This is a genomic window from Mucilaginibacter sp., assembly GCF_039207105.1.
Taxonomy (GTDB): Bacteria; Bacteroidota; Bacteroidia; order Sphingobacteriales; family Sphingobacteriaceae; genus Mucilaginibacter.
Map to the genome: position 1 here is coordinate 22,876 of NZ_JBCECK010000074.1, position 2,668 is coordinate 25,543.

Genomic DNA, 2,668 nt, shown 5'->3' on the forward strand with positions numbered 1-2,668 from the left:
AAATTGCAACAACAGAATTTTACTCCACAAAATTACTTCTTAAATAAACGGTGGTAACAGACATTGTTCCGCTAATTACTGCCATAAATGTAGTCATCAATATCAACCTGTATATACCACAGAAACCCGTGCGGTATTTCTGAAATGTCCATTATGTGCTGTTTATGCAGGTTTTAGAGGGAAATTTAAATTATTAGACACGGGTGACATTAAAAATTTATAATTACGGATATTTGCGATATGTGTTGTCGTAATTAAAAAGAAAATTATGCAAAAGAAACCGCGAATTATCGGAAGCAGGGTTAGCTTTCGAAATAAGGATGGGCATCTTGATAAAGATGGCCAATACCCAAAGGAAATAGTTTTAATTAACCGGAGTAAATATAAGGGAGAGGTTTAAGAACTATAACTGGGAATAAGTATAGGTTTAAATTAGTAAATGTATATTTTTGAAAGATTAGCGAAGTTGTGAACAACCGTTGATAGCAATGCTTTAATCAGCAAGAAACGAATTAAGATACCGGGATGCCGACATTAGGAAAAAACGTTGAATATGCTTTACACTCATTAGTGTATTTGGTGGGAGTTCCAAAGGGGAGCACGGTTACTATTCGTGATCTGGCAAAGTTCCAGAACATATCGGAGAGCTATCTGGCCAAAGTATTTACCAAACTAAAGAAAGGTAAGATAGTAAGGTCAAACATCGGTGTTAAAGGCGGCTACTCATTGGGTAAGTTGCCTTCGGAAATCACGTTTTTGGATGTTGTACTTGCCGTAGAGGGCGAGCTCTCTTTTTTTGAATGCAAGGGGATAAGAGATCAATGCGTAATTCTGGATCAGGCCAACCTGCCCTGGAAAAAAGGCGAGTATTGTACAATTCACCTGGTGATGAAAGAAACGGAAAATAAAATAAAAGATACGCTTCGGGAAAAAAACCTGGAATGGTTACATGATAAGGTTTATAGCCAAACATCGCCAAAATTGATTGCTGATACGATCAATTGGTTTCAGACAAATGTATTTAAGGATTAACACCTCTAAAAATACATTACTGGTAATTCTATTCTTCATTATGCTAAGGTCTTAATTAAGCGTCTCCCGTTAACTTGCTCAATTAATATACATTTTCTGTATTACCCTTACCCGGAAAAATTTCTCAGGTTATTTATTACCGTTCTCAATACCATGATGTGGTAAATAACAGATTTGTTATAACCGCCTCTTAAAAAAATAATCTTGTTTCATGGAAAAGCGATTAATTGTGATTGTTGCTATGCCGGATGCATTATCACTTGATATTACAGGCACTACTGATGTTTTTTCTTTTGCAAAACAAATGATTAATCAGCAGGGTAATGATTATTTGCATCACGGATATGAAGTTGTAGTGGCATCCGCCACTTATGATTTAAACGTGACTACCAATAGCGGCCTGGTCATATTTTGCAAAACCAGCATATTCAATATCACCGAAAAAATTGACACCTTACTAATTGGCGGAAGCTCAACCGCACATATAGAACTTCCGGAACTGGTTAGTTGGATGAAACTCAATGCGCCCAAAATAAGACGAATCGGATCAATTTGCCTCGGTGCGTTTTTACTTGCTCAATGTGGGTTTTTGAAAAACAGGAGGGCTACAACCCACTGGATGTTTTGTAAGGAACTGAGTTCGTTATATGAGCACATTCGGGTTGATCCTGATCCCATTTTTATAAAAGATGATAATATTTATACCTCTGCAGGTGCAACCGCTGGTATTGACCTTGCCCTGGCACTGGTAGAGGAAGATCATGGTCGTAAGATCTCGCTAAAAATTGCTCAGATGTTAGTACTGTATCTGCGTCGTCCGGGTAACCAGTCGCAATACAGTAACATATTGTCCCAGCAGTTTGCAAGTAAAAAACAGATCAGGGATCTGCAGCAGTGGATCACAGATAATTTAAAGAAAAACCTGGATGTTCAGAACCTGGCAGAAAAAGCATTGATGAGCCCGCGAAATTTTGCAAGGGTGTTTGTGGCCGAAACGGGAATGACACCAGCTAAATATATTCAGCAGTTAAGAATTGAATGCTCTAAAAGATTGTTGGAGGAAACCAATTTTTCACTGGATCAAATAGCCCAAGAGTGTGGTTTTGGCAGTACGGATACCATGCGAAATATATTCGTACGTAATATGCAAACTACGCCTCATGATTATCGGAGTTTATTTGGCACTGCTTTACAAACAGTGCATAAAAGGCAGTCAGGGTTTTCCGCGATGACAGTATCTTGAAACCCCAGCTTAAAATAAGAAACAGAAATACGTATCGGCCTTTCTAAGCCTTCACTTAAAAAAAATAATTTGAGAATTATAACTGTACCGGGAAACCCCTGGTGGTACTTGAACATATAGTTTGGATCCGCAATCTCGATTGAACCGCCTTCAAACTGGAGTTAACCAGGTTTATTACCAATAAAAATTAAAAATATGGAAACGACACAAAATAGAGATAGCAGGAAAAAAATTGTTATTGTAGGCGGCGGCTTTGCCGGGCTGAGTTTTGCCAAACAATTATTCAGAAACAAATATTATCATGTTACCTTGGTTGATAAAAACAACTATAATTACTTTACACCACTCCTGTACCAGGTAGCAACCAGTTTTCTTGATCCATCCAGTATAACC

Annotated in this window: 3 protein-coding genes; all 3 read left to right on the plus strand. The window is 37.9% G+C overall.

Features of this window, described 5'->3' with window-relative positions:
• Positions 1–525: 525 nt before the first annotated feature.
• On the plus strand, positions 526–1,032 hold the full coding sequence (locus AAGC65_RS15495) for an Rrf2 family transcriptional regulator (RefSeq protein WP_343113370.1): 507 nt from the start codon (positions 526–528) through the stop codon (positions 1,030–1,032).
• 211 nt (positions 1,033–1,243) lie between these two features.
• On the plus strand, positions 1,244–2,275 hold the full coding sequence (locus AAGC65_RS15500; protein WP_343113371.1) for a GlxA family transcriptional regulator: 1,032 nt from the start codon (positions 1,244–1,246) through the stop codon (positions 2,273–2,275).
• Between the two features lie 195 nt (positions 2,276–2,470).
• Positions 2,471–2,668: FAD-dependent oxidoreductase (locus tag AAGC65_RS15505; RefSeq protein WP_343113372.1), on the plus strand; the 198-nt coding region annotated here is incomplete at its 3' end.

Excerpts from the sequence above, each read along its gene's own strand:
- AAGC65_RS15500 (WP_343113371.1), top strand. The coding sequence starts at position 1,244 with ATGGAAAAGCGATTAATTGTGATTGTTGCTATGCCGGATGCATTATCA.
- AAGC65_RS15495 (WP_343113370.1), top strand. The coding sequence starts at position 526 with ATGCCGACATTAGGAAAAAACGTTGAATATGCTTTACACTCATTAGTG.